Origin of the sequence: Streptomyces monticola, from assembly GCF_042665355.1 — a bacterium.
GTDB lineage: Bacteria > Actinomycetota > Actinomycetes > Streptomycetales > Streptomycetaceae > Streptomyces > Streptomyces monticola.
In genome coordinates this window covers 29616-51354 of sequence record NZ_JBHTCF010000007.1, presented here as the reverse complement: position 1 = coordinate 51354, position 21739 = coordinate 29616, and the positions used below count along the sequence as shown (strand labels likewise).

The following is a 21739-nucleotide window of genomic DNA, read 5'->3' as shown; positions in this document are numbered from 1 at the left end:
CCCTGGAGCGTCATCGTCGTGAGCAGTCACCGGGTCAGAACAGCCCCTCCGGCGCCTCAGGAGCGGGAAACGGAGCAGGGCTCCGCGGCGGTGGCGCAGGTGCCGCGCCAGCTGCCGACCGCCGAGCCGCGTCCGGGAGGCCGGGCGCAGGCCCGTCGCGCGGCCCGGCGCAAGAAGGTCACCGAGCGGCCCGAAGGGCTGCGCAAGCTGGTGCCGCAGGCCCTGGTCGTGGCGTTTCTCGCGGGCGGCACCTCCGCGTTCATCGCCGAGGACAAGGCGGTCGAGCTGTCCGTCGACGGGACGCCCCGCACCCTGCACACCTTCGCGGACGACGTCGGCGAACTCATGGCCGCCGAGGGCCTGGCCGTCGGCGACCACGACATCGTCGCCCCCGCGCCCGGCACCGCGCTCGCCAGCGGCGACGAGGTCGTCGTGCGCTACGGCCGGCCCGTGCAGCTCACCCTCGACGGCGAGCGGCGCAAGGTGTGGACGACGGCGCACACGGTGGACGGCGCCCTGCGCCAGCTCGGGGTGCGGGCCGAGGGCGCGTATCTGTCGGCCTCCCGCTCCCGGCGGATCGAGCGGGACGGCCTGGAACTCGACGTGCGCACCGAGCGCACCGTGACGGTCATGGCCGACGGCCGCGAGCGCACCATCCGCACCAACGCGGCGACCGTGCGCGAGGCCGTCGAGGAGGCCGGGGTCTCCCTGCGCGGCCAGGACACCACGTCCGTGCCGCCGGGGTCCTTCCCGCGCGACGGGCAGACCGTCACCGTCATGCGGATCACCGGCACCAAGGAAGTGCGCGAGGAGCCCATCGCGTTCGATGTGCAGAAGACCCAGGACGCCTCGCTCTACCGCGGCACCGAGGTCGTCGTACGCCCCGGCAGGCAGGGCGCCAAGCGGGTCACGTACGCACTGCGCACCGTCAACGGCGTCAAGCAGAAGCCCAAGCGGATCGGCTCCGAGGTGGTGCGCGAGCCCGAGACGCAGATCGTGAAGGTCGGCACCAAGCAGCTGCCGGACTCCGTGCACGGCGCCGACCACCTCGACTGGGGCTCCCTCGCACAGTGCGAGTCCGGCGGCCGCCCCGGCGCCACGGATGCCTCCGGCACATACGGCGGGCTCTACCAGTTCGACACCAGCACCTGGCAGAGCCTCGGCGGCAGCGGCCGCCCGCAGGACGCCCCCGCGTCGGAGCAGACGTACCGCGCGAAGAAGCTGTACGTGCAGCGGGGCGCCAGCCCCTGGCCGCACTGCGGGGGACGGCTGCACTGAGGGGCGGCGCGGGCCCTTGTGCCGAGGGGGCGGTGTGGGCCCCTGTGCCGAGGGTGGCTGTGCGGGCCCTCGCGCCGAGCTTGGGTACGGCGGCGGGCGGGGCGCCGCTTACCCTTGGACCCGTGAGCAACAGCGCAAGTCCCGAAGCCCTTCTCGGGCCGGCCGACATCCGTGAACTGGCCGCCGCCCTGGGGGTGCGCCCCACCAAGCAGCGCGGCCAGAACTTCGTCATCGACGCCAACACGGTCCGCAGGATCGTGCGTACCGCCGAGGTCCGCGCGGACGACGTGGTCGTCGAGGTCGGCCCCGGGCTCGGCTCCCTGACCCTTGCGCTCCTGGAGACCGCGGACCGGGTCACCGCCGTCGAGATCGACGATGTCCTGGCCGCGGCGCTGCCGGCCACCATCGCCGCCCGGCTGCCGGACCGCGCCGACCGCTTCTCCCTCGTCCACTCCGACGCGATGGTGGTCGGCGAACTGCCGGGGCCCGCGCCCACGGCCCTGGTCGCGAACCTTCCGTACAACGTGGCCGTGCCCGTGCTGCTGCATATGCTCGCCACCTTCCCGAGCATCGAACGCACCCTGGTGATGGTGCAGTCCGAGGTCGCCGACCGGCTCGCGGCCGCGCCCGGCTCGAAGGTGTACGGCGTGCCGTCCGTGAAGGCCAACTGGTACGCGGAGGTGAAGCGGGCCGGCGCCATCGGGCGCAATGTCTTCTGGCCCGCGCCGAACGTGGACAGCGGCCTGGTGTCCCTGGTGCGGCGCACCGAGCCGGTCAGGACCACCGCGTCGAGGGACGAGGTGTTCGCCGTCGTCGACGCCGCCTTCGCACAGCGCCGCAAGACCCTGCGCGCCGCGCTCTCCGGCTGGGCGGGCTCGGCAGCCGCCGCCGAGGCCGCCCTGGTCGCGGCCGGCGTCTCGCCGCAGGCGCGCGGGGAGTCCCTCACCGTCGAGCAGTTCGCGAAGATCGCGGAAAACAAGAGCGCCGAGAGCAAGAGCGCCGAGAGCAAGGTCGCGGAGAACCAGGTCGCGGAGAACCGGGGAGATGCGTAAGTGAGTGTGACGGTACGTGTGCCCGCCAAGGTCAACGTCCAGCTCGCCGTCGGCGGCGCACGGGCCGACGGCTTCCACGACCTGGCCAATGTGTTTCTCGCCGTCGGCCTCTACGACGAGGTGACGGTGACCCCCGCGGACCGTCTGCGGATCACCTGCTCGGGACCCGACGCCCACCAAGTCCCCCTGGACCACTCGAACCTGGCGGCCCGGGCGGCGCTCGCCCTGGCCGGGCGCAGTGGCCGGTCCGCCGATGTGCACATCCATATCGCCAAGGACATCCCCGTCGCGGGCGGCATGGCGGGCGGCAGCGCGGACGGCGCGGGTGCGCTGCTCGCCTGCGACGAACTGTGGGGCCTGGGCACCCCCCGCGACGAACTCCTCGCCATCTGCGCCGAGTTGGGCAGCGATGTGCCGTTCAGCCTGATCGGCGGCGCGGCGCTCGGCACCGGCCGCGGTGAGCAGCTGACACCCCTCGAGGTCGGCGGCACCTTCCACTGGGTGTTCGCGCTCGCCGACGGAGGGCTCTCCACGCCCGCCGTGTACGGCGAGTTCGACCGACTCTGGGAAGGGCGCGAGGTGCCGGTGCCCGAGGCGTCGCCCGAGCTGACCGAGGCCCTGCGCCTCGGTGACGCCACGGCCCTCGCGGAGACGGTGGGCAACGACCTGCAGCCCGCGGCGCTTTCCCTGTTCCCCTCCCTGCGGCAGACGCTGACGGCGGGCGGCGAGGGCGGCGCCCTGGCGGCCCTGGTGTCGGGCTCGGGGCCGACGACGGCGTTCCTGGCGAAGGACGCGGAGTCCGCGGAGTCCGTCGCCGAGGCGCTCCTGGCCTCGGACACCTGCCGGTCCGTACGGGTCGCCCTCGCCCCGGCGCCGGGCGCGACCGTGGTGGCGCCGGCGGTGTAGGGCCGGTCGAGGGCGCTCGCGTACTCAGACCCATCTGAGTACGCGCACCCTGATGCCCCGCCGCCCGCGCCCGCGACCGTACGGGCATGGACTCAAGCGTCGGCACGCTCGCCGCGGCCACCCCCGCGACCCGGGACCGCTATATCGACCTGTTGCGCGTCGCCTCGCTCGGCACCGTCGTGCTCGGGCACTGGCTGATGGCGGCCGTGGCCGTCGGGAGCGACGGACAGGTCGAGGTGGGGAATCTGCTCGCCGTCGTGCCCGGCCTGCAACCGCTCACCTGGGCCCTGCAGATCATGCCGGTCTTCTTCTTCGTCGGCGGTTTCGCGCACGCCCTGTCGTATCGCTCACTGCGCCACAAGTCGCCCTCGGGCCAGGTGTATCCGGCGTTCCTGCGGGCCCGTCTGCAGCGGCTCCTGCGGCCCACGCTGGTCTTCGTCCTGGTGTGGGGCGCCGCTGCCCTCCTCGTTCAACTCATGGGCGCGGGCGGCGGGTTGGTGGACGCGACGCTGCGTCTGGTGACCCAGCCGCTGTGGTTCATCGGGATCTACCTGGCCATGGTGGCGTTCACGCCGCCGCTGATGAGGGCGCACGAACGCTGGGGCTGGGGCGCCTTCGGCGCGCTCGTCGCGGCGGCCGGCGCCGTGGACCTGCTGCGGTTCGCGGGCGGCGTCCCGTACGTGGAGTTCCTGAACTTCGCCTTCGTCTGGCTCGCCGTGCACCAGCTGGGCTTTCTGCGCGCCGACGGCCGGCTGCGGGCCCCGGCGGCGCTCGCGGCCTGCGGGCTCGCGGGGGCGGCGGCGCTGGTGGCGTTCGGCCCGTATCCGCTGTCGATGGTCGGCATGCCGGGCGAGCGGATATCCAACATGGCCCCGCCCACCTTCGCGCTGCTCTGCCACGGCCTGTGGCTGGTCGGCGCCGTGGAGCTGCTGCGCGGGCCCGCCACCCGCTGGCTGCGGCGGCCGAAGGTGTGGCGCGGGGTGATCGCCGCGAGCGGTGTCGCCATGACGGCCTTCCTGTGGCACCTCACCGCGATGCTCGGGGTCTACGCCGCGCTGCTCGCCCTCGGCATCCGGCTCCCGCAGCCCGCGACCGCCGCCTGGTGGGCGCAGGTACCCCTGCGGATGGCGGCCGCCGCCGCGGTGACGGCACTTCTCGTCGCCGTCTTCCGCCGCTTCGAGCGCCCCGTACCCGCACGCGAACCCGGCACCCCGGGCCCGGCCGCGGGCCCGCTGTCGGCGACCGGCGTCACGCTGTGCCTCCTGGGCGTACTCGGCCTGTCCATGGTCGGCTTCGCCGGCCTCCTGGAGGGCCGCACGGCCCTCCTGATAGCCCTCCCGGTAACGGCCCCGACAGCGGTACTGATGGCGCTGGGAGGATGGCTCCTGGTGGAACTGGCGGGCAAGCCCAGTCTTTCCGGCGGTCGCATCAAGGGCCGGTCCGGCGAGCTTCGGTAGAGCCCGGGTGGCGGTCGCATCAAGGGCCGGTCCGGCGAGCTCCGCTAGAGCCCGGGTGGTGGTCGCATCAAGGGCCGGTCCGGCGAGCTTCGGTAGAGCCCGGGTGGCGGTCGCATCAAGAGCCCGTCCGGCGATTGAGGACGAGCCCGAAGGGCGATCGGCCGAGCCTCGCCGCAGGGCGACTGGAAAGGCCGAGCCTCGCCGCAGGGCGACTGGAAAGGCGAGCCTCGCCGCAGGGCGACTGAAAGGCCGAGCCTCGCCGCAGGGCGACCGAAAAGGCCGAGCCTCGCCGCAGGGCGACTGAAAGGCCGAGCCTCGCCGCAGGGCGCCGCAGGGTGCCAAAAGGGGTACAAACCGTGACCGGAGCAACACCCCTCGCCCGACGACTACGCTGGGACGTCGATCGATCCCCGTCCCAGGAGTGAAATGGCCGTCAATCTGGTCAATGTCGAGGCAGTCAGCAAGGTGTACGGCACCCGTGCCCTGCTCGACTCGGTCTCCCTCGGCGTCTCCGAGGGCGACCGCATCGGCGTCGTCGGCCGCAACGGCGACGGCAAGACCACCCTCATCCGGATGCTCGCCAAGCTGGAGGAGGCCGACAGCGGCCGGGTCACGCACAGCGGCGGCCTGCGCCTCGACGTGCTCACCCAGCACGACTCGCTCGACCCCGAGGCCACCGTGCGGCACGAGGTCATCGGCGATATGGCCGACCACGAGTGGGCGGGCAACGCCAAGATCCGCGACGTACTCACCGGACTCTTCGGCGGACTCGACCTGCCCGGCTTCGAGCGCGGCCTCGACACCGTCATCGGCCCGCTCTCCGGCGGTGAGCGGCGCCGGATCGCGCTCGCCAAGCTGCTCATCGAGGACCAGGACCTGATCGTCCTCGACGAGCCCACCAACCACCTCGACGTCGAGGGCATCTCGTGGCTCGCCCGGCATCTGCGCGAGCGGCGCTCCGCACTCGTCTGCGTCACCCACGACCGCTGGTTCCTCGACCAGGTCTGCACCCGGATGTGGGACGTACAGAAGGGCACGGTCTACGAGTACGAGGGCGGCTACAGCGACTACGTCTTCGCGCGGGCCGAGCGCGAGCGCATCGCGGCCACCGAGGAGACCAAGCGGCAGAACCTGGTCCGCAAGGAGCTGGCCTGGCTGCGCCGCGGCGCCCCCGCCCGTACCTCCAAGCCGCGCTTCCGGGTCGAGGCCGCCAATGAGCTGATCAAGGACGTGCCGCCGCCGCGCGACACCAGCGAGCTGATGAAGTTCGCCAGCACCCGGCTCGGCAAGACGGTCTTCGACCTGGAGGACGTGACCGTACAGGCGGGCCCGAAGGTGCTGCTCAAGCATCTGACCTGGCAGCTCGGACCCGGCGACCGGATCGGCCTGGTCGGCGTGAATGGCGCGGGCAAGACCTCGCTGCTCCGCGCGCTCGCCACGGCCGCCCGTACGCAGGGCGACGAGCAGCCCGCCGCCGGCCGGATCGTCGTCGGCAAGACGGTGAAGCTGGCGTATCTCTCCCAGGAAGTCGCCGAGTTGGACCCCTCCCTGCGGGTGCTGCAGGCCGTGCAGCAGGTGCGCGACCGCGTCGACCTCGGCAAGGGCCGGGAGATGACCGCGGGCCAGCTGTGCGAGCAGTTCGGCTTCAGCAAGGAGAAGCAGTGGACGCCCGTCGGTGATCTGTCGGGCGGTGAGCGCCGCCGGCTGCAGCTGCTCCGGCTGCTCATGGACGAGCCGAACGTCCTCTTCCTCGACGAGCCCACCAACGACCTGGACATCGAGACGCTCACCCAGCTCGAGGACGTACTCGACGGCTGGCCCGGGTCGATGGTGGTCATCTCCCACGACCGGTTCTTCGTCGAGCGCACCACGGACCGGGTGTTCGCGCTGCTCGGCGACGGCACGCTGCGGATGCTGCCGCGCGGCATCGAGGAGTATCTGGAGCGCCGGCAGCGGATGACGCAGGCGCCCGCCCCGGCCGCCGTCTCCACCCCGGCCGCCGCGTCCGCCGCCGCCCCGGCGAGGTCCTCCGCGGCGGTGTCGTCCAAGGAGGGCCGCGCCGCCAAGAAGGAACTCCAGAAGATCGAGCGTCAGTTGGACAAGATCTCCGAGAAGGAGACCAAGCTGCACGCCCAGATCGCGGAGAACGCCACCGATTTCGACCGCGTGGCGAAACTCGACACCGAGCTGCGTGAACTGGCCGCGGAGCGTGAGGAGTTGGAAATGCGCTGGCTGGAGCTCGCGGAGGACGCGGACTGAGGAACGCCCGCGGCTGACGTCGGCGTCACCCCGGCGAGGGCGGTTTCACGCCCCGGTGGCTCAGTAACGACGGCATCACGACCCGGTCCTCCCTTGGGAACAGGGGGCGGCCGGGGCCTTTGGCGGTGGTGGGCGAGTGGTAGAAAGAACTCCCGCTCGACAGACACAGAGTTGCGGGAACCATGCCCGATTCGCTCCTTTCCGGGGGGATTTGACCAACGGAATTGCGGGGGAGGCCGGTCGGGCAGCGGACCCGTGTGAAGAGGTACACCGCTGATGAGTCAGCCGCCAAGCCAGCCGCCCCAGCCACCGGGCGGTTCCGGGACTCCGCAGGACCCTCAGCAAGGACAGCAGCCGCCGCAGCAGCCTCCGGTTCCGCCGGCGCCGCCGTCCACGCCGCCGCCCGCACAGCCCGGGTACGGCTATCCGCAGGGCGGGCAGCCCGGGTACGGCTACCCGCAGGGCCAGCAGCCCGTCGCGGACAACCCGTACGCGCAGCAGCAGCCGGGACCCTACGGCCGGCCGGCCGCTCCCGGTACGCCGCCGCCCCCGCCCGGCCAGGGCCCCTACGGCTACCCGCAGCAGCCGCAGTACCCCGGCGCACCCGCGCCCGGTCCCGGCGGTCAGGGAGGCGGTCCCGGCAACTTCTTCAAGGGCAAGCCCGCCGTGATCATCGGTGCCGCCCTCGCCGCGGTTCTGGTCATCGGCGGCGGTGTCTGGTTCGCGACCAGCGGTGACGACGACCCCAAGAAGCCCGTCGCCAAGGAGAAGAAGGGCGACGACGGCAAGCCCACCGGCTCGGGCGACGAGACCGCGGGCTCCCGCGACGGCGGCGAGGACGACCTCAACGCCGGCCGCAAGGACGGCGAGGCCAAGGTCTGGATGGCCAAGAACGACCAGGACACCCCGCGCAACGGCGCCGAGCTGATGGACATCTGGACCGTCGGCGACAATGTCATCCAGGCCGGGTACAAGGAAGTCACCGCCTACGGAGCGAGCGACGGCGCGAAGAAGTGGAGCGTCAAGCTGCCGCACCAGGTGTGCGACACCCCGCCGCGCCCCTCGCCCGAAGGCAAGGTCGTCGTCGCGTACAAGGACAGCGACAGCCAGGACAAGAGCAAGTGCAACCAGCTCCAGATGATCGACCTCAACTCGGGTGAGAAGGGCTGGCAGAAGAAGTCCGAGACCGGCGGTCTCTTCGACTCCACCGTCACCCTCGACCTGGAGATGGCCGGCGAGAACGTGATGGTCGCCCGCTCCCAGACAGGTTCCGCCTACCGCCTCAGCGACGGCAAGGAGCAGTACACCCTCAAGAAGGACCAGGGCTGCTTCCCCAGCTCCTTCGCGGCCGACGGCGACATCCTGCTCGGCGTGGACTCCTGCCTCACGACGCCCGACAAGAACGAGCAGCTCAAGGGGATCGACCCCAAGTCCGGCAAGGTCAAGTGGCGTTACCGCACGCCCAAGGGCTACGAGGTGCAGAAGGTCTACTCGGTCAAGCCGCTGGTCGTCTCGCTGACCAACCGTGACAAGAAGACCTGGAACATCGTCGCGTTCAAGGACAACGGCAAGGTCCGCTCGCAGCTCGACGGCGGCAAGGACTCCTTCCAGCCACGCTGCGGCATGTCGATCCTGGAGAAGGAACTGCAGAGCTGCGTGGGCATGGTGGCATCGGACGACCTGTTCTTCATGGCGACCGAGGAGAAGAAGTCCGGCGACTTCGACCGCAGCAACGAGATCGTCGCCTTCGACCTGAACTCCGGCAAGCCCAAGTGGCGGGGCAAGACCGACGAGCCGCGCTCGCTGCTCCCGCTGTCCATGGACGACTCCGGCAACCTGGTCGCGTATGTCGAGCCGACCTTCGAAAAGGCGGGCCAGACCGTGCAGTTCGGGCCCGGCGGCGGTAAGCCCAAGGTGCTCCTGCAGCACCCGCAGTCCGCGGCGAGCATGGAGAACACCATGGTCGGCATGGGACGGATGGCCTACGCGGACGGCCGCTTCTACGCCACGCCCAGCCGCCTCATGGGCAAGGACGGCGAGGAAGAGCCCCGGATGCTGTCCTTCGGTGAGTGAGCCGCTGCGCCGTTCGTCCCCCTGGTTCTCCAGAGCCGTCCCCAAGTCCCGTACCGCAGAGGTAGATACGCCATGACGCAGCCGCCCCAGCCGCCCAACGAACCCCCCAAGGGCGGCTTCGGCGCCCCGCAGGACCCGCCACCCGGCGGCTTCGGCGCGCCCACGCCGCCCCCGCCGGGCGGCTACGGCGCCCCGACGCCGCCCCCGCCGCCGGGCACCCCGCCCCCGGCACAGCCCGGCTACGGCTACCCGCAGGCGCCGGGCCAGGCTCCGAACCAGGCCCCCGGCAAGGCCGGCACCCCGCCGCCCGCCGCCCCTGGCACCCCGCCGCCCGGCCAGCCCGGTGGCTACGGCTACCCGGGCCAGCAGCCGCAGTACGGCGCGTATCAGCAGCAGCCTTACGGCACGCCTCCGCCGCCACCCGGCGGGCCCGGCGGCCCGGGCGGCAAGCAGCCCAACAGCCAGCTGATGATCATCGTTGCCGCGGTCGTCGCGGTGGCGCTGATCGTGGGCGGCGGCATCTGGTTCGCCAAGTCCTCCGGTGACGACGGCAAGAAGGACGAGAGCAAGTCGTCGGGCGGTGCCACCGGGGGCGAGAAGGGCGGCGAGGGGCCCGCGGGCACCGGCGGTGCGGAGAAGGTGCCGTCCGACACCTCGGCGAAGATCATCTATCAGGCCCAGGGGCCCAAGGTGGGCGCCGACAAGACCCTGAGCGTGAAGGGCTCCTGGCTCACCGACGAGGTGTACGCGAAGAGCGGCGAAAGCAAGATCGTCGGCTATGACGTCGCGAGCGGCAAGCCGAAGTGGACGCTGCCGCTCTCCGGTCCGACGTGCGCCGGTTCGCGCCAGGTCTCCGGCGACGGCCTGGCCGCCGTCGTCTTCGAGGCGGCCGGCAAGAAGGACTACAACGGCTGTAGCGAGGTCGCCGTGTTCGACCTCAAGTCCGGCGAGAAGCTCTGGCAGAAGAACATCTCGGACGGCAGCTCGAAGGCCGACTTCCAGGAAGTCGTGATCTCCCAGGGCACCGTGGCGGCCGGCGGCGGCACCGACGGCGGCGCGGCCTGGGACCTCAAGTCCGGTGAGAAGCGCTGGGCGCCCGAGCCCAACGACACCTGCAAGGACGCCGGTTACGCGGGCGGCGAGCAGATGGTCGCGGTGCGCGAGTGCGGTTCGTACAGCGACCCGCGCGTGGAGGTCCAGCTGATCGACCCGGCCTCCGGCACGCCCAAGTGGACGTACAAGCTGCCCGACGGCATCGACAACGCCAAGGTGATGTCCACCAAGCCGGTGGTCTTCGGGGTCGACTCGGGCGGGATCACCGCATCCGGCGTCACCGATATCTTCGCCCTCGACGACGGCGGCAAGCTGCGCGGCAAGGCGGTCCTGGAGGACGGCAAGTACCAGCTCGACTGCGAGGTGAACCTGGTCCAGGACTGCGTGGGCGTCGCCGTCGGCGGCAACCGTGTGTACGTCCCGACCGCCGACCACCAGGGCAGCAGCGCGGCCGGCACCACCAACGAGGTCGTCGCCTTCGACCTCGACAGCGGAAAGCAGGTCGGCAGCAAGATCGACGCGGGGGACCGGTACAAGATCCTGCCGCTGCGGATGGACGGCTCCAACCTGCTCGCCTACAAGGAACCGCCGTACGACAAGGGCGGTCAGGTCGTCACCATCGACCCGAAGAGCGGCAAGCAGACGGTGCTCCTGGAGAATCCGTCGGAGCGCGAGATCCGCGATGTGGAGACGCAGTACTCACTGCCCGACGGGGCCGAGATGCTCTATGGCAACGGCAGGCTCTTCCTCGCCGACGAGCTGATGTCGAAGCCGAGTGACCTCGACACCACCAACAACCTGTTCGTCGCTTTCGGTACGAGCTGACGCGCACGGATTCCGCCACCACAGATCGGCCGCTCCCTCGGGGGCGGCCGACCTGCGTTTCCCTACCCCTATCAGCCCCGTATAGCGGGAATTTCCGCATTCCGAGCGGCTTCTGGCCGGTAGGGGGCGCGCAACGTCGAACAAGCGTGTAGCTTCCGGGGCATGGAGGGCCGGGGGGCTCCCGCTCAATGGGGTCGGTGGGGGATTTGGGGGGTTGCTCGATGGGTGTGCGGCTCATGGTGGTCGATGACCACCGACTGCTCGCCGAGGCGCTCGCCTCGGCGCTGAAACTACGCGGTCACCGGGTGCTCGCGGCGGCCGCGCCCGCCGCCGGTGCGGCCGAACTCGTGGTGCAGCGCGCGCCCGAGGTGTGCCTGATGGGCACGGCGATGCCCGCGGAGCCGGGCATCTTCGACCCGGTGGTGCGGATCAAACGCGAGCGGCCACAGGTGGCCGTGCTCGTCCTCGGCCCGGTGCCGTCACCGCGCGGGATAGCCGCCGCGTTCGCCGCGGGAGCTTCCGGTTACGTACGCCATGACGAGCGCATCGAGGGTGTGGAGCGCGCCATCATGAAGGCCAGGGCCGGGGAGGCCGCGGTGGCGCCGCAGCTGCTGCAGGGCGCGTTCTCCGAGCTGCTCAACCCGGCCGCGCAGCCCGACGACGAGGGCCAGCGGCTGCTTCAGATGCTCACGCCGCGCGAGGTCGAGGTCCTGGTGCGGGTCGCGGACGGCGAGGACACCCGGCTGATCGCGGCGGGCATGGGGATAGCGCCGAGCACGGCGCGTACGCATGTCCAGCGGGTGCTGATGAAGCTCGGCGTCGGCTCCAGACTCGAGGCGGCCGCGCTCGCCGCCCGCACCGGACTCCTGGAGCGCGCCGGCCCGATGGTCAGCGCGGTCCGCGGGGAGAACAACGGAACGCCGACGGGGCCGGAGACACCCGAGAGGTGAACTCCGGCCCCGCGCAGGGGTGTTACGGGGTGTTACTCGGCGGAGGGTGAGGAGGGGGCCGCCGCGGCCTCCTCCGCCGGCGTGGGCGGCGCCACCGGGCGCAGCTTCAGCCAGACCAGGAAGAACAGGCCGAGGGCGAGCATGCCGAGCCCGGTCCACAGATTGATGTTGATGTCCTGGGCCTTCTTCAGATCGGCGTCGGACGCGGTGATCCCGGCGATCGTCACGATCACGCCGTAGACCACGAACAGGCCGCCGATGATCCGCCGGATGTCGAAGAGACGGGCGGCGGTGGCGGACTTGGCCTCCAACTCGGAGACTTCGCGCTGCAGTTCAGACATTTTCGGTGCCTCCGATCAGGTCAGAAGGAGTACGGGATGTAGCAGGCGGCGGCAAGCACGATGGCACCCCAGCCGAGCAGCGCCGGCTTGCGGTACCACGCCTCGTCGCCCTCCTCCGGGAGCTCCGCCATGCCGGGCGACTTCGTGCCGTACACCAGACCGGCGAGCTCGGCCTCCGGCTTGGGTGCGGTGAAGAGGGTGACGAGCACCATCACCGTGGCACCGGCGACGAAGCCGACGATCGCGGAGACGAAGTTCGCGCCCTGGTCGGTGGGTATGTCGATGACGCCCTGCTTGTAGATCCAGAAGTAGTTGACCATCGCGGCCGTGGTGCCCGCGACCAGGCCCCACACACCGGACTTCATCGAGGCCCGCTTCCAGAACATACCGATGATGAACACCACGAACATCGGCACGTTGAAGAAGGAGAACAGGGTCTGCAGATACCCCATGATGTTGCTGAAGCTGGCGGCCAGGAAGGCCGTACCGATCGAGGCCAGCACACCGATCGCGGTGATCAGGCGCCCGAACTTCAAGTAGTACGTGTCCTCACGGCCCTTGACCACGTACTTCGCCCAGATGTCCGCCGTGAACACGGTGTTGAAGGACGAGACGTTGGCCGCCATGCCCGCCATGAACGCGGCGAGCAGACCGGTGACGGCGATACCGAGCACACCGTTCGGCAGCAGCTCCTGCATGAGCAGCGGAATCGCGTCGTTGTACGTGAGGTCGGAGCCGGGCGTACCGATCTTCGGCACCAGGACCGCGGCGACCAGGCCGGGGATCATCACGATGAAGACGATGAAGATCTTCGGGAAGGCGGCGATCAGCGGGGTGCGCTTGGCGGCCGAGAGGTTCTTCGCGGACAGGGCGCGCTGCACCTCGGCGAAGTTGGTCGTCCAGTAGCCGAAGGAGAGGACGAAGCCCAGGCCGAGCACGATGGTCAGCCAGTTGGCGCCGAGCGGGTTGGCGTCCCCGATGCCCGTACCGCCCCATGCGGTGAGGAAGTTGTCGCCGTGCTGCTTGGCGAGCGAGCCGGTCAGACCGTCCCAGCCGCCGACGCGCTTGAGGCCGAGCAGGGTGAGCGGGATCAGGGCCGCGAGGATCACGAAGAACTGCAGGACCTCGTTGTAGATCGCCGAGGAGAGACCGCCGATGGTGATGTACGCGAGGACGAAGAACCCGGCGACGACGATCGACACCCACTGCGGCCAGCCGAGCAGCGCCTCGACGACGATCGACAGGGCGTAGAGGTTGACTCCCGCGATCAGGATCGAGGCGAAAGCGAACAGCGCCGAGCTCAGAAGATGTGCGGACTTGTCGAATCGCTGCAGCAGAAACTCGGGAACGCTTCGGACCTTGGAGCCGTAGTAGAACGGCATCATCACCAGGCCGAGGAAGACCATGGCCGGGATGGCGCCGACCCAGTACCAGTGCACGACGGCGACGCCGTACTGCGCGCCGGTGGCCGCCATGCCCAGGATCTCGGTGGCGCCGAGGTTCGCCGCCACGAAGGCGAGCCCTGTGACCCAGGCAGGCAGGGAGCGTCCCGAGAGGAAGAAGTCGAGGCTCGTCTTCACGCTCCGCCGGGCGGCGAACCCGATGCCGAGGACCACGGCGAAGTAGATCGCCAGGAGCGTGTAGTCCAGCCAGTTTGTGGGGAGCCGAAGCCCTTCGGCCAGGTATTGCATGGGGTTCTCTCGCTTCGTCGCGCGAACTGATCTGTCCGGAACCTACGCCTGAAGCTTTAGAAACTGAACACTTCTGTTGGTGTTCTTTGTTTGATCGTGATCGGGCGGTGGCCTGGTTGTGCCTTGACCGCGGTGTTGCTTCGTGGTTTCTTGTGTTTGCTTATGTTTGGTGGACCTGATGGGGAGTCCCTACGTGAAGAAGACCTCGACCCGGCTCGCCGACGGTCGTGAGCTCATCTACTACGACCTGCGCGACGACGGGGTGCGCGAGGCGCCCGACCTGCGGCCCCTCGACCCCATCTCCACCACGTCGGAGATCCGCGAGGACCCCCTGCTCGGCGACTTCGTCGCCATCGCCTCACACCGCCAGGGGCGCACCTACCACCCGCCGGCCGACGAGTGCCCGCTGTGCCCCTCGTCCGGTGAGCGGCTCAGCGAGATCCCCGACTCCTCGTACGACGTGGTGGTCTTCGAGAACCGCTTCCCCTCGCTCGCCGGGGACTCCGGGCGCTGCGAGGTGGTCTGCTTCACCTCGGACCACGACGCCTCGTTCGCCGACCTCACCGAGGCACAGGCGGCGCTCGTCCTGGAGGCCTGGACGGACCGCACGGCCGAGCTCTCCCACCTGGACGCGGTCAGGCAGGTCTTCTGCTTCGAGAACCGCGGCGCCGAGATCGGTGTGACCCTCGGCCACCCCCACGGGCAGATCTACGCCTATCCCGACACCACCCCGCGCACGGACCTGATGCTGCGCTCGCTCGGCGCGCACAAGGCGAAGACCGGACGCAACCTCTTCGACGACGTGCTCGCCGAGGAACTCGCCGGTGACCGCGTCGTCCTGGAGGGCGAGCACTGGGTGGCGTTCGTCCCCTACGCCGCCCACTGGCCGTACGAAGTGCATCTGCACCCCAAGCGGCGGGTGCCCGACCTGCTCGCGCTCGACGACGCCGCGCGCACAGAGTTCCCACAGCTCTATCTGGAACTCTTGAAGCGCTTCGACCGGATCTTCGGTCCCGCCGAACCGCCCACGCCGTATATCGCCGCCTGGCATCAGGCGCCGTTCGGCACTCTGGAGGAGTACGGCGTCAACCGTGACGACTTCGCACTCCACCTCGAGCTTTTCACCATTCGCCGCACTTCCGGCAAGCTGAAGTTCCTCGCGGGTTCCGAATCCGGCATGAGCGTGTTCATCAACGATGTGCCGCCGGAGACCGCGGCCGAGCGACTGCGAGAGGTAGCGAGTTCATGAGCGGGAAGTACCTGGTCACCGGCGGTGCGGGCTATGTGGGCAGCGTGGTGGCCGCCCATCTCCTGGAGGCCGGTCACGAGGTGACGGTGCTCGACAACCTCTCCACCGGCTTCCGCGAGGGGGTGCCCGCGGGCGCCGAGTTCATCGAGGGCGACATCCGGGACGCCGCGAAGTGGCTCGGAGCTGGTGAGCCGGCGTATGACGCCGTGCTGCACTTCGCCGCCTTCTCGCAGGTCGGCGAGTCCGTCGTCAAGCCCGAGAAGTACTGGGACAACAACGTCGGCGGCACCATGGCGCTGCTCGCCGCGATGCGCACGGCGGGCGTCCGCAAGCTGGTCTTCTCCTCCACGGCCGCGACCTACGGCGAGCCGGCCGGGGTCCCCATCGAGGAGAGCGCCCCGACCGCGCCGACCAACCCCTACGGCGCCTCGAAGCTCGCCGTCGACCACATGATCACCGGCGAGTGCGGTGCCCACGGCCTGGCCGCGGTGTCGCTGCGCTACTTCAACGTGGCGGGCGCCTACGGCGAGTTCGGCGAGCGCCACGACCCCGAGTCGCACCTCATCCCGCTGGTCCTGCAGGTCGCCCAGGGCAGGCGCGAGGCGATCTCGGTCTTCGGTGACGACTACCCGACGCCGGACGGCACCTGCGTACGCGACTACATCCACGTCGCCGACCTCGCCGAGGCCCATCTGCTCGCCGTCGAGGCGGCCCGCCCCGGCGAGCACCTGATCTGCAACCTCGGCAACGGCAACGGCTTCTCGGTCCGCGAGGTCATCGAGACCGTGCGCGCCGTCACCGGGCACCCCATCCCCGAGGTGGTGGCCCCGCGCCGGGGCGGCGACCCGGCCGTCCTGGTCGCCTCCGCCGCCACCGCGCGGGAGCGGCTCGGCTGGAACCCGTCCCGCGCGGACCTCGCGGGCATCGTCGCGGACGCGTGGGCGTTCGCGCAGAGCAGGGAGGGACGTACGGCGTGAGCGGCACGGAGACGGCAGGAGCCTTCGAGGAGCTGTACGGACGGGCGCCGGAAGGCGTCTGGGCGGCACCGGGGCGGGTCAACCTGATCGGTGAACACACCGACTACAACGACGGGTTCGTGATGCCCTTCGCGCTGCCGCACACCACCGTGGCGGCGGTGGCGCGGCGCGACGACGGCGTGCTCCGGGTGCACTCGGCGGACATGCCGGGCGGCCCGGTGGAGCTGCGGGTCGCGGATCTGGCCCCGGGCCGCGAGGACGGCTGGGCGAACTACCCGGCGGCCGTGGTGTGGACGCTGGCGGACGCCGGTCACACCATCGGCGGCGCGGACATCCATATCGCCTCGACGGTCCCGACCGGGGCCGGCCTCTCCTCGTCGGCGGCCCTGCAGGTGGTGGTCGCGATGGCCCTGAACGAGCTGTACGAACTCGGCCTGGAGCGCTGGCGCATCGCCCGGCTGTGCCAGCGCGCGGAGAACGTCTACGTCGGCGCCCCCGTCGGCATCATGGACCAGACGGCCTCGGCCTGCTGCACGGACGGCCATGCCCTGTTCCTCGACACCCGTGACCTCTCCCAGCGGCAAGTCCCCTTCGACCTGGCCGCGTTGGGCCTGCGCCTGCTCGTCGTGGACACCCAGGTCAAGCACGCCCACAGCGACGGCGAGTACGGCAAGCGGCGCGCGGGCTGCGAGCAGGGCGCGGCGGAACTCGGCGTACCGGCGCTGCGGGACGTGCCGCACGAGGAGCTGCCCGCGGCCCTCGACCGCCTCACCTCCGCGGAAGTACGCCGTCTCGTACGCCATATCGTCACGGAGAACCACCGGGTGGAGCGGGTCATCGAGCTGCTCTCGGCCGGTGACGTACGGGCGATCGGGCCGGTCCTGGTGGCGGGCCACGCCTCCCTGCGGGACGACTTCCGGATCTCCTGCCCCGAGTTGGACCTCGTGGTGGACACGGCCCTGACGGCGGGGGCCCTCGGCGCGCGGATGACCGGCGGCGGCTTCGGCGGCTCGGCGATCGTCCTGGTCGAGGACGCCGCGGCCGACACGGTGGCCAAGGCCGTCGAGGCGGCCTTCGACGAGGCCGGCTTCACCGCCCCGCGCGTGTTCACCGCGGTGCCCTCCGCGGGGGCGCGCCGACTGGTCTGAGCGCCGCCGGTACGGAGTACGGGCGCCGTCCGGCGCAGCGCTCAAGCGCCGTCCGGTGCGGCGCTCAAGCGGCGCCCGGTGCAGGGAACTTGTCGACTTGCGCCTCAACTCGAAACAAATGGCTCACTTTGAACACCTCGGCCAACCAGTTCTGCAATTTGGCTTCCGCTCCTGGCGACCGCCCGTACTCTGATGCACAGCACCGGTGGGGGCCGGTGCTGTTCAGGGGGCGAGACAGCCGGGTACGACGCCCGGAGTGGGGGTAGCAGTCAGAGCACGGCGGCGGCCGTGCCGACTGCGGTGATCCTCACTTCGGGCGCCGTACCTGAGCCGAGTCCGAAGTCCGCCTCCCACCGGGGGTCCGGGGGCCAGCGCCCTCCGGAACATGGAGCCTGGGGGTATCACGTGGTCCGAATCAGGGTCCTGGTCGTCGACGACCATCGCATCTTCGCCGAATCGCTCGCGGCCGCACTCGCGGCCGAGCCCGATGTGGACGTGGCGGCAGCGGGCAGCGGCCCCGCGGCCTTGCGCTGCCTTGAGCGGGCAGTGGCCGAAGGGCGCAGATTCGATGTGCTGCTCGTCGACGCCGACCTGGGCACCGCGGCGGTGGGCGCACGCCCCGCGGTGCCGGTACGCGATATGCGCGACGGCGGTGACGACGCCCTGGTCGACGGCATCTCCCTGGTCACCGGGGTGCGTTCGGCACATCCTGCGGTGCGCACCGTGGTGCTCGCCGAGAAGGACGACCCGCGCCGGGCGGCCCTCGCGCTGCAGGCCGGTGCCTCCGGCTGGGTCGCCAAGGACTGCTCCCTGTCCCGGCTCCTCACCGTCATCCGCGGCGTCCTCAGGGACGAGACACATCTGCCGCCCGCGCTTCTCACCGGCGTACTGCGGGAGTTGACCGCCGCGCGCAAGCACCGCACCGAGAGCGAGCGCCTGGTGGAGTCCCTCACCCCGCGTGAACGCGAAGTGCTGCGGTGCATGGTTGCGGGCCTGGGGCGCAAAGCCGTCGCGGAGCGCCTGTTCCTGTCTCCGCACACCGTCAGGACCCATATGCAGAATGTCCTCGGCAAGCTGGGGGTGCACTCCACCCTCGCCGCCGTCGCCCTCGCCCGGCGGGCGGGCGTCGGCCCGGTCGACCTAGCCGGGGATGTTGTCGAACGGGGCGGTCAACTGGCGTAGCAACCCCGCCAGTTCACCCCGCTGCGCCCGGGACAGCTCCGCGAGGATGGCCCGCTCCTGGTCGAGCAGTCCGGCCAGTGCCTGGTCGGCCCGGTCCCGTCCCTCGGGGGTGAGCCGGACGAGGACCCCGCGCCGGTCGCTGGGGTCCGGAAGGCGCTCCACCAGGCCTTTCTTGGCGAGCCTGTCGATCCGGTTGGTCATCGTGCCGGAGGTGACCAGGGTCTGGGTGAGCAGCTGGCCGGGCGAGAGCTGGTAGGGCGCCCCGGCACGCCGGAGCGACGTGAGGACGTCGAACTCCCACGGCTCCAGATTGTGCTCCGAGAAGGCAAGGCGGCGGGCCCGGTCGAGATGGCGCGCGAGTCTGCTCACGCGGCTCAGCACCTCGAGCGGTTCCACGTCGAGGTCAGGGCGTTCTCTGCGCCATGCCGCGACCAGCCGATCGACCTCGTCCTCCATGGCGATCAGTGTAGTGGGTCCCTCGACGTGAAGTCTCTTGACGTCGAGAGATACTCTGGGTTCCCTATGGGCATCGTGGCGAAGCAAGTGCCTTCCGCTTCAGCAGCTCGCACCTGGCAGGGAGCTCGAACATGCATTCCGCACCAACCTGGGATCCGCAACAGTACCTCCGCCACTCCGGACACCGGACACGCCCCTTCCTTGATCTACTCGCCCGCATACCGGAGTTGCCCGCCATCGGCACCGGCCTACCGCCCCGTATCGCCGATCTGGGCTGCGGCCCCGGCAATGTCACCGCCCTGCTCGCGGATCGCTGGCCCACCGCGCACATCACCGGCTTCGACAGCTCCCCCGAGATGCTGGAGCAGGCGGCGGACTACGCCGGGACGACGCCCGGCGGCGGGCTGCTCGACTTCCGCGCGGCGGACGCCGCGCACTGGACACCCGACGACACGTACGACCTGATCGTCTCCAACGCCGCCCTGCAGTGGGTGCCCAATCACCCCGAGTCCTTCCCGCTCTGGATCGAAGGTCTGCGACCCGGCGGGACCTTCGCCTTCCAGGTCCCGGGGAACTTCACCTCGCCCAGCCACGCGCTGCTCGGCGAGCTCTGCGACGCCCCCCAGTGGCGGGACCGGCTCAGCGATCACGGCCGGCGCTTCGTCCATGTCCTCGACCCGGCCGAGTATCTGACCCGGCTCGTCGACCTCGGCTGTGAGTCGGACGCCTGGGAGACCACGTACTCCCAGCTTCTGGCCGGCGAGGATCCAGTGCTCGACTGGGTCAAGGGCACCGCCCTGCGGCCGGTCCTCACCACGCTCGCGGATGATCCGGCGGCCGCCGCGGAATTCCTCGCCGAATACCGCGATCTGCTCCGCAAGGCCTATCCGCCGGGGCCGCACGGCACGGTCTTCCCGTTCCGGAGGATCTTCGCCGTCGCCCGCAAGAAGAACTGAGGTCCAGAACGCCGATCGCCGTCGGCCCCGGCCAAGTGGCGCTCCCGCGGGGGTGGTTGCGAGGCCGGGGCCGACGGCGTTCAGTGCTCGTCGGCGGAAAAGGCAAGGGCTACGACTTCCGGTGCCCTATCAGGCGCGGCTTCTGCTCCAGGCCGTCCAGGCCGTGCCAGGCCAGATTCACCAGATGGGCCGCGACCTCAGGCTTCTTCGGTTTGCGTACGTCGAGCCACCACTGGCCGGTCAGCGCGACGGAGCCGACCAGGGCCTGGGCGTACAGAGGGGCGAGCTTGGCGTCGAAGCCGCGGTTCTTGAACTCCAGGCCGAGGATGTCCTCGACCTGGGTCGCGATATCGGAGATGAGCGAGGCGAAGGAGCCCGTCGACTGGGCCACGGGGGAGTCACGCACCAGGATGCGGAAGCCGTCCGTGTACTCCTCGATGTAGTCGAGCAGCGCGAACGCGGCCTGTTCGAGCAGCTCACGAGGGTGGCCCGCGGTGAGCGAGCTGGTCACCATGTCGAGCAGCCGCTGCATCTCACGGTCCACGACGACGGCGTACAGCCCCTCCTTGCCGCCGAAGTGCTCGTACACCACCGGCTTGGAGACCCCGGCCTTGGCCGCGATCTCCTCCACCGACGTCCCTTCGAAGCCCTTCTGGGCGAAGAGGGTGCGGCCGATGTCCAGCAACTGCTGGCGCCGCTCGGCACCCGTCATCCGGGTCCGGCGCGTGCGCCGGGGCTTTTCGCTGCTGCTGTTCGAGGAGTTCGAGTCGGTCGCCACGTCCTCAATCATGCCGCGTCTGCGGCCTGGGGCTTGCGCCGGGACTCGATCCGGGACGCGGACGGCCACCGCACGTCATGCGCCCAGCCGAGGAGCTCGAACCAGCGGATCAGCCGGGCCGACGAGTCGACCTGCCCCTTCATCACGCCGTGCCGCGCCGAGGTCGGGTCGGCGTGGTGCAGGTTGTGCCAGGACTCGCCGCAGGAAAGAACCGCCAGCCACCACACGTTCCCGGAGCGGTCACGGGACTTGAAGGGGCGCTTGCCGACCGCGTGGCAGATCGAGTTGATGGACCAGGTGACGTGATGCAGGAGCGCCACCCGGACGAGGGAGCCCCAGAAGAACGCGGTGAACGCGCCCCACCAGGACATCGTGACCAGACCGCCCACCAGCGGCGGCAGCGCCAGGGACACCACCGTCCACATCAGGAACTGGCGGGAGATACGGCGGATCGCCGGGTCCTTGACCAGATCGGGCGCGTACTTCTCCTGCGAGGTCTGCTCCTCGTCGAACATCCACGCCACATGCGCCCACCACAGGCCCTTCAGCAGCGCCGGCACGGTCTCACCGAAGCGCCAGGGGGAGTGCGGGTCGCCCTCCGCGTCGGAGAACTTGTGGTGCTTGCGGTGATCGGCGACCCAGCGCACCAGAGGGCCTTCGACGGCCATCGAACCCGCGACGGCGAGGGCGATACGCAGCGGCCGCTTCGCCTTGAAGGAGCCGTGCGTGAAATAGCGGTGGAAGCCGATGGTGATGCCGTGGCAGCCGAGGAAGTACATGAAGACGAGCAGCCCCAGATCCAGCCAGCTCACCCCCCAGCCCCACGCCAGCGGAACGGCCGCCACCAGTGCGAGAAACGGCACGGTGATGAACAGGAGCAAGGTGATCTGCTCGAGCGACCGTTTCTGCTCGCCGCCGAGCGTCGCGGACGGCAGCGACGCGGCGTCCGCGCCCTGCGCCGGTACTTCTGCGTCTTTTGTCCGGGTGGTGCCGGCAGTCGCCTGCGGGGCGTCGTCGATCACTTCGGAGCTCGTGGTCATGGGCGTCCCCTTGTGGGGTCGAGGGTTTTCGGCAGGTGCGCCTGGTCACGGGATCTCTTGCTGTTCCT

The 21739-nt window shown here is 70.5% G+C and carries 18 protein-coding genes; 13 read left to right on the top strand and 5 right to left on the bottom strand.

What is annotated here, in order from left to right; translation table 11 throughout:
- The first annotated feature begins 18 nt into the window (after positions 1-18).
- The 8 genes from ACFQVC_RS18290 (at position 19) to ACFQVC_RS18255 (ending at position 11853) form a co-directional block, all read left to right on the top strand.
- The gene (locus tag ACFQVC_RS18290) at positions 19-1278 is read left to right on the top strand and encodes a ubiquitin-like domain-containing protein (protein ID WP_381831525.1); all 1260 of its coding nucleotides are present in this window, start codon (positions 19-21) and stop codon (positions 1276-1278) included.
- Between the two features lie 122 nt (positions 1279-1400).
- Positions 1401-2330, top strand: coding sequence for a 16S rRNA (adenine(1518)-N(6)/adenine(1519)-N(6))-dimethyltransferase RsmA (rsmA, locus tag ACFQVC_RS18285; protein WP_381831524.1), 930 nt, complete (start codon positions 1401-1403; stop codon positions 2328-2330).
- Positions 2331-3236: a 4-(cytidine 5'-diphospho)-2-C-methyl-D-erythritol kinase gene (locus ACFQVC_RS18280; protein ID WP_381831523.1), complete on the top strand. Its 906-nt coding sequence runs from the start codon at positions 2331-2333 to the stop codon at positions 3234-3236.
- Positions 3237-3322: 86 nt separating this feature from the next.
- Entirely contained in the window at positions 3323-4693 is a 1371-nt protein-coding gene (locus tag ACFQVC_RS18275) for an acyltransferase family protein (RefSeq protein WP_381831522.1), read from the top strand.
- Positions 4694-5119: 426 nt separating this feature from the next.
- Positions 5120-6952: an ABC-F family ATP-binding cassette domain-containing protein gene (locus ACFQVC_RS18270; RefSeq protein WP_381831521.1), complete on the top strand. Its 1833-nt coding sequence runs from the start codon at positions 5120-5122 to the stop codon at positions 6950-6952.
- A 276-nt stretch (positions 6953-7228) separates the two neighbouring features.
- Positions 7229-9025 carry an outer membrane protein assembly factor BamB family protein gene (locus ACFQVC_RS18265; RefSeq protein WP_381831520.1) on the top strand — a complete coding sequence of 599 codons (1797 nt, stop codon included), beginning with the start codon at positions 7229-7231 and terminating at the stop codon, positions 9023-9025.
- 72 nt (positions 9026-9097) lie between these two features.
- Positions 9098-10903, top strand: coding sequence for an outer membrane protein assembly factor BamB family protein (locus ACFQVC_RS18260; protein ID WP_381831519.1), 1806 nt, complete (start codon positions 9098-9100; stop codon positions 10901-10903).
- A 221-nt stretch (positions 10904-11124) separates the two neighbouring features.
- Positions 11125-11853: a helix-turn-helix transcriptional regulator gene (locus ACFQVC_RS18255; protein ID WP_381831518.1), complete on the top strand. Its 729-nt coding sequence runs from the start codon at positions 11125-11127 to the stop codon at positions 11851-11853.
- 32 nt (positions 11854-11885) lie between these two features.
- Here the strand turns inward: ACFQVC_RS18255 and ACFQVC_RS18250 are convergent, their stop codons facing one another.
- Both ACFQVC_RS18250 and ACFQVC_RS18245 read right to left on the bottom strand, forming a co-directional pair.
- Complete coding sequence (locus ACFQVC_RS18250; RefSeq protein WP_381831517.1) at positions 11886-12194, bottom strand: hypothetical protein; 309 nt, start codon at positions 12192-12194, stop codon at positions 11886-11888.
- Positions 12195-12214: 20 nt separating this feature from the next.
- Entirely contained in the window at positions 12215-13885 is a 1671-nt protein-coding gene (locus tag ACFQVC_RS18245) for a sodium:solute symporter family protein (RefSeq protein WP_381831516.1), read from the bottom strand.
- Between the two features lie 193 nt (positions 13886-14078).
- On the opposite strand from ACFQVC_RS18245, the gene galT reads away from it, so the two are divergent.
- The 4 genes from galT to ACFQVC_RS18225 all read left to right on the top strand — a co-directional run bounded on the left by galT (position 14079) and on the right by ACFQVC_RS18225 (position 18441).
- Complete coding sequence (gene galT / locus ACFQVC_RS18240) at positions 14079-15134, top strand: galactose-1-phosphate uridylyltransferase (RefSeq protein WP_381831515.1); 1056 nt, start codon at positions 14079-14081, stop codon at positions 15132-15134.
- Positions 15131-16111 (top strand): UDP-glucose 4-epimerase GalE, encoded by a 981-nt coding sequence (gene galE / locus ACFQVC_RS18235; RefSeq protein WP_381831514.1) that lies wholly within the window; start codon positions 15131-15133, stop codon positions 16109-16111. The genes galT and galE overlap by 4 nt, the downstream gene beginning before the upstream one ends.
- Entirely contained in the window at positions 16108-17259 is a 1152-nt protein-coding gene (gene galK / locus ACFQVC_RS18230; protein ID WP_381831513.1) for a galactokinase, read from the top strand. The genes galE and galK overlap by 4 nt, the downstream gene beginning before the upstream one ends.
- A 405-nt stretch (positions 17260-17664) precedes the next feature.
- Complete coding sequence (locus tag ACFQVC_RS18225) at positions 17665-18441, top strand: LuxR C-terminal-related transcriptional regulator (RefSeq protein WP_381831512.1); 777 nt, start codon at positions 17665-17667, stop codon at positions 18439-18441.
- Here the strand turns inward: ACFQVC_RS18225 and tamR are convergent.
- Positions 18400-18897 (bottom strand): MarR family transcriptional regulator TamR, encoded by a 498-nt coding sequence (tamR, locus tag ACFQVC_RS18220; protein WP_282541448.1) that lies wholly within the window; start codon positions 18895-18897, stop codon positions 18400-18402. The two genes, ACFQVC_RS18225 and tamR, sit on opposite strands and share 42 nt — an antisense overlap.
- A gap of 131 nt (positions 18898-19028) precedes the next feature.
- On the opposite strand from tamR, the gene ACFQVC_RS18215 reads away from it, so the two are divergent.
- Entirely contained in the window at positions 19029-19853 is an 825-nt protein-coding gene (locus ACFQVC_RS18215) for a trans-aconitate 2-methyltransferase (protein ID WP_381831511.1), read from the top strand.
- Between the two features lie 109 nt (positions 19854-19962).
- Here ACFQVC_RS18215 and ACFQVC_RS18210 read toward each other — a convergent pair whose 3' ends face one another.
- Positions 19963-20643, bottom strand: a complete 681-nt coding sequence (locus ACFQVC_RS18210) for a TetR/AcrR family transcriptional regulator (protein WP_381831510.1) — start codon at positions 20641-20643, stop codon at positions 19963-19965.
- Positions 20640-21671 carry an acyl-CoA desaturase gene (locus tag ACFQVC_RS18205; protein ID WP_381831509.1) on the bottom strand — a complete coding sequence of 344 codons (1032 nt, stop codon included), beginning with the start codon at positions 21669-21671 and terminating at the stop codon, positions 20640-20642. Before ACFQVC_RS18205 ends, ACFQVC_RS18210 begins: the two co-directional genes overlap by 4 nt.
- Positions 21672-21739 lie beyond the last annotated feature (68 nt).